Source organism: Desulfosarcina cetonica JCM 12296 (assembly GCF_001311845.1).
Taxonomy (GTDB): domain Bacteria; phylum Desulfobacterota; class Desulfobacteria; order Desulfobacterales; family Desulfosarcinaceae; genus Desulfosarcina; species Desulfosarcina cetonica.
On sequence record NZ_BBCC01000057.1, the window covers coordinates 25,653 to 32,360 of the forward strand.

General features: G+C 59.8%; 7 protein-coding genes and 1 pseudogene. All 8 read left to right on the forward strand.

Going from position 1 to position 6,708, the window contains the following annotated elements; translation table 11 throughout:
• Positions 1–7 precede the first annotated feature (7 nt).
• Positions 8–301 (forward strand): gamma-glutamyltransferase, encoded by a 294-nt coding sequence (locus JCM12296_RS47530; protein WP_054694305.1) that lies wholly within the window; start codon positions 8–10, stop codon positions 299–301.
• Between the two features lie 51 nt (positions 302–352).
• Positions 353–1,464, forward strand: a pseudogene (locus JCM12296_RS44520) (gamma-glutamyltransferase family protein).
• Positions 1,465–1,511: 47 nt separating this feature from the next.
• Positions 1,512–2,360 (forward strand): methyl-accepting chemotaxis protein, encoded by an 849-nt coding sequence (locus tag JCM12296_RS14415; protein WP_054694312.1) that lies wholly within the window; start codon positions 1,512–1,514, stop codon positions 2,358–2,360.
• Positions 2,339–2,995: a sensor histidine kinase gene (locus JCM12296_RS14420; protein ID WP_246804323.1), complete on the forward strand. Its 657-nt coding sequence runs from the start codon at positions 2,339–2,341 to the stop codon at positions 2,993–2,995. Before JCM12296_RS14415 ends, JCM12296_RS14420 begins: the two co-directional genes overlap by 22 nt.
• Complete coding sequence (locus JCM12296_RS14425; RefSeq protein WP_218188091.1) at positions 2,992–4,038, forward strand: sigma-54-dependent transcriptional regulator; 1,047 nt, start codon at positions 2,992–2,994, stop codon at positions 4,036–4,038. The genes JCM12296_RS14420 and JCM12296_RS14425 overlap by 4 nt, the downstream gene beginning before the upstream one ends.
• Positions 3,956–4,336 carry an AAA-type ATPase lid domain-containing protein gene (locus JCM12296_RS41870; protein ID WP_479690862.1) on the forward strand — a complete coding sequence of 127 codons (381 nt, stop codon included), beginning with the start codon at positions 3,956–3,958 and terminating at the stop codon, positions 4,334–4,336. Before JCM12296_RS14425 ends, JCM12296_RS41870 begins: the two co-directional genes overlap by 83 nt.
• Positions 4,337–4,357: 21 nt before the next feature.
• Complete coding sequence (locus tag JCM12296_RS14430) at positions 4,358–6,343, forward strand: PAS domain S-box protein (protein WP_054694318.1); 1,986 nt, start codon at positions 4,358–4,360, stop codon at positions 6,341–6,343.
• On the forward strand, positions 6,312–6,708 hold a 397-nt coding region (locus JCM12296_RS39865; protein ID WP_281492018.1), incomplete at its 3' end, for a histidine kinase dimerization/phospho-acceptor domain-containing protein. The genes JCM12296_RS14430 and JCM12296_RS39865, both read left to right, overlap by 32 nt.

Sequence of the window (6,708 nt, forward strand, 5' to 3'; positions counted from 1 at the left end):
ACGCTGAGTGTCGTGGAACCTTACTCGGTGGGCATCGGCGGCGATTGTTTCGGCCTTTTTTTTCCTGCAGGAAGGCCAAAAGCTGGTCGGGATGAATGCCAGCGGCCGGGCACCCCTGGCGGCGGACGCGCGACAGTTGCGGGAAATGGGGTGTTCGGCCATGCCCGCCCTGGGCATGCGATCCGTCACCACGCCGGGGGCCCTGGCCGGTTGGGCCGATGCGGTGGCGCGTTTTGGCCGCCTGGGCCTGGCCGATGCCTGGAAGACGCCATCGGGCATGCGGAAAAGGGCTTTGCGGTAAGCGAGGTGATCGCCGGCGAATGGGCCAGCGTGGAGCAAATGCTTGGCGAAGATGCCCACGCTGCCCGTACCTTTTACCGGGGGGCAGGGCGCCGCTGCCCGGACAGGTGTTCACCAACCCGGATCTGGCCGCCACCTACCGCCGGATCGGCGATGCCGGAGCGGACCTTTTCTACACGGCGCCCTGGCCGAACGGATCTCGGCTTTTTCCACCGCCCAAGGGGGCTGGCTGAACCAAGCCGATCTCGAGCGGCATCAGACCCTCTGGGTTGAGCCGCTGCGGATGGATTTCCATGGCCTGACCGTCTGCGAGCTGCCGCCCAACGGGCAGGGCATTTCGGCCCTGGAAATTCTCAACATCCTTTCCGGTGATGCCCTTGCCGAAATGGCACCCAACGGCGCCGAATACCTGCATGTGCTGGCCGAAGCGATCAAGATCGCCTTTGCCAACCGCGACCATTTTCTCACCGACCCGGACGATTGCCGGCTTCCCCTGGCGGAGTTGATCTCACCCGCCTATGGTGAGCGTGCCCGGCGGATGATCCAACCCGGCCGGGCCATGGCATTTCCCCCGCCCGGTGCCGCCATGCGCGGATCGGACACGGTTTATATCGCGGCGGCCGATCGACGGGGAACGTCGTCTCCTTGATCAGCAGTATCTTCACGCCCTTCGGATCGGGCATGGTCGTGCCGGGCACGGGGTTCGCCCTGCACAACCGCGGCGCTTCGTTTTCCCTGGATCCCGCCCATCCCAATGGCCTGGCACCGGGAAAACGTCCCCTGCACACGATCATTCCGGGCATGCTGATGGACGGCCAGAGGGTGCAGGCGGCTTTCGGCGTGATGGGCGGCGACATGCAGCCCCAGGGGCACGCCCAGGTGTTGTGCAATCTTCTGGCCCACGGCATGAACCCACAAGAGGCCGTGGATGCACCCCGGCTGCGGCTGATGCCCGATCGCAGCATTCATCTCGAGGACGGGATCGCCGCGGCGGTCGCGTCGGATCTTGCCGCATGGGGCCATCGGCTGGACCGCTCCCCGACGCCGGTGAATAAAGTCGGCGGCGGTCAGCTCATCTGGCGCGATCATGATCAGGGGTCTGGCTGGGGGCTTCCGACCGGCGCAAGGATGGTTGTGCCCTGGGATGGTAAACGGCAAGGGTGATGGACGCGTAAAAATTCGCACCTTTCAGATCGTCTGGCGGAAGCTTCATGAAACTCTACATCAAGCTTTTTCTTATCGTTTTTATCGGAATATTGGCCATCTCCGGGCTGAGCGGAATCTTGCAGATCCGGCGGGAAACCCAATTCTTCAAGGCGGAAAGCCAGCGGGCGGCCATCATCCTGGGACAGGTCCTGGCGGATGAAATTTCCAATGAATGGGACGATGGCGGTATTGCCAAGGTTCGGGAGATCCTGTCCAAGGCCGGTAACGCGGACCCCAAGGTGCGCTTCCGTTGGGTCTGGTTCGACGCGGCACAGGATGCCGCCGATCGTCCTGAGGTTGATGTCTCTCAACTTCTTGCCAACCATGCGGGATCTGTGCATGTATTCGAAAAACCGGATGCATCGGGGGAAATGCGGATCTACTATTATTTCCCCATATTGCTCTCGACAGCCCGCCACGGTGGCCTGGAGCTTTCCCAGTCTTTGTCCAGTATCACCCAATACACGCGTAACACGTTGGTATATTACGTAATCATGTCTTTCCTGCTGATACTGGCGATTGGAAGCATTTTGGCCATGGGCAGCTTCTGGCTGCTGGCAAAGCCACTTCACCGGGTGATCCAAAGAACACGGGAGATTCATTCCGGTAAACTGGAAGGCCGCCTAAACCTCCACCGTCGGGACGAGATCGGTGAGTTGGCCACATCCATCGATAAAATGTCGGAACAGATTCTGCGCAACCGGGCGAAGCTTCAAGAAGAAACCAAAGCACGCATCGAGGCCTTGGAACAATTACGCCATGCGGATCGTCTTCGATCCGTGGGACGCTCGCTTCCGGCATCGCCCATGAACTCGGCACGCCCATCAATGTCATTTCAGGTCGGGCCGGTTTGATCGCTACGGATGAAGCGGCATCTGCGGAGATCGTCGGCAGTGCCGAGACGATCCGTGGCCAATGCCGGCGCATGACGTCCATCATCCGGCAATTGCTGGATTTTGCACGCCGCGCTACGCCCAAGAGCGCCCCTTGCGATCTGAACCAGATTATCGCGCAAACCGCCATGCTCATTAAACCGCTGGCCAGGAAGCGGCGCGTGAAGATCGAATACGGCCAAAAGGACCATCCCGTGATCGTCCAGGCGGATCCCGCCCAACTGGAACAAGTCTTGACGAATTTGCTGACCAATGCCATGCAGGCCATGCCCGATGGCGGGGAGGTGCGGGTCGACGTGTCCGCCATTCAAGCGCTGCGGCCGGAGCAACATCAGGAAACGGATCAACCTCAGGAAAAAGAGAAAAAATATCACGTGATTCGTGTTCAGGATGACGGCATCGGCATTACGCCCGAGGATTTGAACCATATTTTTGATCCTTTCTTTACGACGAAAGACACCGGTGAAGGCACCGGACTGGGCCTGTCCATCGTCTATGGCATCGTCCAGGAACATGGGGGATGGATCGAGGCAACCAGTGAATCGGGACAGGGCAGCACCTTCAGCGTTTATCTGCCGGCGGGAGAAGAAGCATGATGCGCAAAATTCTGATTGTCGATGATGACCACGCCTTGTGTGAAACCATTCAGATCGACCTGAAGCGGCATGGCTATCAGGCGGTCCTGGCGACCGCTGGCGCGGATGCCGTCGCCTGGATCAAGCAAGATGATTTTGATTGCGCGCTGGTGGATCTCGTTCTTGAGGATATGGATGGGATCGACCTGTGTAAGCGAATGGTCGAAAATCGCCCCGACATCCCCGTTATCGCGATGACCGCTTTTGGCAGCATGGATATGGCCATTGAGGCCATCCGCGCCGGTGTTTTCGATTTTATCAACAAGCCCATCGATTTTGATCTGTTGCGGATTCATGTGGAACGTGCGCTGAAACACCGCTCCCTGAAAGAGCGAATCAAAATGCTTACCGGTGAGCTTGAGAAAACCAAACGGTTTGATGCCTTGCATGGCGACAGCACCGCCATGCAAAAATTATATGCTCAGCTCGCCAAGATCTCCGGTACGGAGATGACGGTGCTGATCACCGGGGAAAGCGGTACCGGCAAGGAACTCGTCGCGCGGGCGATCCATAACCATAGTCGCCGGGCCAAGCAGCCTTTTGTCGCCATCAGTTGCCCGGCATTGCCGGAAACACTGCTGGAGAGCGAATTGTTCGGCCATGAGAAAGGATCCTTTACCGATGCGCGGGCACCCCGCCAGGGGATTTTGGTTCAGGCACATGGGGGAACGGTCTTTTTGGATGAAATCGGTGACCTGTCGCTTGCCTTGCAGCCCAAGTTGTTGCGTGCCTTGGAAACCCGCACGGTGCGCCCCCTTGGCGGCCGCCAGGAACTCGCCTATGATTCACGCATCATCGCCGCGACCAACCGCGATCTTGAATCGGCGGTCGAAAACGGCCTGTTTCGCGAAGATCTTTTCTACCGTATCAATGTGATCCGGATCGAAATTCCGCCTTGCGGGACAGGGAGAAAGACCACTCCTGCTTGGCCGATTATTTGCCGATCGTTTCGCCAAGCAAACGGGGAAGACCGTCCACGGGTTCACCGAAGGGGTCGCGCATAAACTGATGGACTATGCATGGCCCGGAAACGTGCGGGAACTTCGCAACGTCATCGAACGCGCCGTTGCCCTGACCCAGCATGATCAACTGATTGTAGAGGATTTGCCTGAGCATATCCGTAATTATCGCAAGAAAGCTTTCGAGATCGCCGGCGACAGTTCCGACAGCCTGATCCCGCTGTCGCAAGTCGAGCACCGCTACATCCAGCACGTGCTTGAGAAAACCGGCGAGAATAAAACCCTGGCCGCGCGTATTTTGGGCATCGATCGCAAGACCCTGTACCGCAAACTCAGCCAATAGCACCCCTAAGGGTCACCCTTTATGAGTGATGAACGCGTAAAAAGCCGCTCCGCCAAGGGGTTCGTAACACGCCCACAGGATGCCCACGCGGGCGAATCCTTGGCCGAACATCGCTACCGCGCCTTCCTCGAATTTCTGCCCGATCCGGTGTTCGTCGGCCATCCGGACAGCACGGTGGCCTACCTCAACCCGGCCTTTGAAAAAGTCTTCGGCTGGTCCTTGAAGGAGCTGGCGGGGCAGCGCATCCCCTATATCCCCGATAGCGAAATGGCCGCCACGCGGGCCGGGGTGAAGAAGCTGTTTACCGATCATGTGCTGCATGGCTATGAAACCCGCCGTCTTACCCGGGACGGCCGGATTCTCGACGTGCTGGTGGACGCGGCGGTGTTTCACGACGCCGATGGAAAACCGGCCGGCCAGGTCATCACCTTGCGCGACATCACCGCCCGCAAGCGCGTCGAACAGACCAACCAGGTGCTGCTGCGCATTGCCAGCGCCCTTTACCGTTTTCCGCGGCTGGAGCTCATGCTCGCCCATATCACCCGTCAGATCCAGACCCTGATCCGGGCGGAGGGCGCCGCGGTGATTCTCCTCGACGAGGCGGCCGGTGAATTTTATATTCCGGTGGCGTCCTACGTGGACAACCGTATCGGCAGCCGCATGAAGGGTGTCCGTTTTCCGGTGGACAAGGGTGTGGCCGGTCATGTCTACCGCACCGGAGAGCCGATGATCGTGCCGGATACGGCCAAGAGCCCCTATTTTTACGAGATGGTGGACAAGACCGTCTTCTACCGCCACAAGAACATGCTGGACGTGCCCATGCACCTGCAGGACCGCATCATCGGCATCCTTTGCGCGGTGAACAAGCAGGAAGGCATGTTCGACCGCTCCGATGTGGATCTTCTAAGCGCCGTGGCCAACCTGGTGGCCCTGCCCATCGAGAATGCCCGTATCAACGAGGCCCTTCAGCAGTCCTACGAGAATGTGCGCGATCTGAACCGCGCCAAGGAAGAGGTGATCCACCATCTTTCCCATGAACTCAAGACCCCCCTTTCGGTGATTTCCGCCTCCCTGGGGCTTCTGGCCAAACGCTTCCCCCATGGTCAGGACCGGCGCCTGGACCGGATCATGGCACGCATGCGGCGCAACCTCAAACGGCTGCTGGACATGCAGTACGAGATTGCCGACATGCTGCGCGAGAAGCATTACCAGGCCCACGGCATGCTCTCCTTTCTGCTGGCCGCCAGCCGCGACATGCTGATCTCGCTGATCGAATCGGCACCACGCAGCGACCAGGCACCGGACGTGATCCAGATGACCATCGACCGGGAATTCGGGCGGGCTGACGATCCGGTTTCGCCGATCGTCCTGGACCGTATGGTGGCCCGCTTCCTGGAGACCCTCAAACCCAGCTTCCTTCACCGCCGGATCCGGTTTACGACCCGCCTGACGCCGGTGGCGCCGGTATTGCTGCCCATGGAAGTGATGGAGAAGATCGTGGAGGGATTGGTGAAAAATGCCATCGAGAACACGCCCGACCAGGGGCGGGTCACCGTGGTGGTGGAAAATGGGGAAGGGGGGCCGGTGTTCGCCGTGGAAGACAGCGGCGTGGGCATCACCGCCGCCCGGCAACGACTGATTTTCAACCACTACTTCACGGCCGGCGAAACCCTGACCTACGCCTCCCGCGCGCCTTATGATTTCAATGCCGGCGGCCGTGGGTTTGACCTTTTGCGGATCGCGATTTTCGCCGAACGCTACGGTTTTGCCACGCAGATGGCATCCCGTCGCTGCGGCTACATCCCCCTGGACCGTGACCTGTGTCCGGGCGCCGTCGAACGCTGCGCCCATTGCCGTGATACGGCGGATTGCGACGCCTCCGGCGGAACGACCATGCGGATTCTTTTCCGGTCATCGGCGCTGGGAAGACCGGCCGAACCAAAAACCAACCATCGTTCAACCGTACGGAATACCGATGAAAGACAATGCACCCATCGATCCGGATGAAGACGACGGCCGCGTTGCCGGCGACCGTTTTTTTGACGACATTGACGTGGAATTTCTCATTCATGAACTGAAGGACCCCATATCGGTCATCGAGACGGCCCTGCGTCTGCTAATTGAACGGCCGGAGAAGTACGGCCCGCTGACGGCCAGGCAGGAAAAGACCTTGAGCCGCGCCCTGCGCAGTTCCAGGAAGGCGCGTCGTCTGTTGGCCGAGCTTTTGGAGGTGGGCCGTTCCGATGCGGGGTGCTACCAGTACTGCCGGTTCAATGCCCTGGCGGCAGTCGAGCGGGCCCTGGCCGAGGCCCTCGAGACCGCCGACCCGGGTTCATGGGAAACGCTCGCCAACGTGAGACGGTTTCTCCCCC

Bases quoted from the DNA above. Each gene is read 5' to 3' on its own strand.
- JCM12296_RS14415 (WP_054694312.1), top strand. From the start codon at position 1,512: ATGAAACTCTACATCAAGCTTTTTCTTATCGTTTTTATCGGAATATTG.
- JCM12296_RS14425 (WP_218188091.1), top strand. From the start codon at position 2,992: ATGATGCGCAAAATTCTGATTGTCGATGATGACCACGCCTTGTGTGAA.
- JCM12296_RS14430 (WP_054694318.1), top strand. From the start codon at position 4,358: ATGAGTGATGAACGCGTAAAAAGCCGCTCCGCCAAGGGGTTCGTAACA.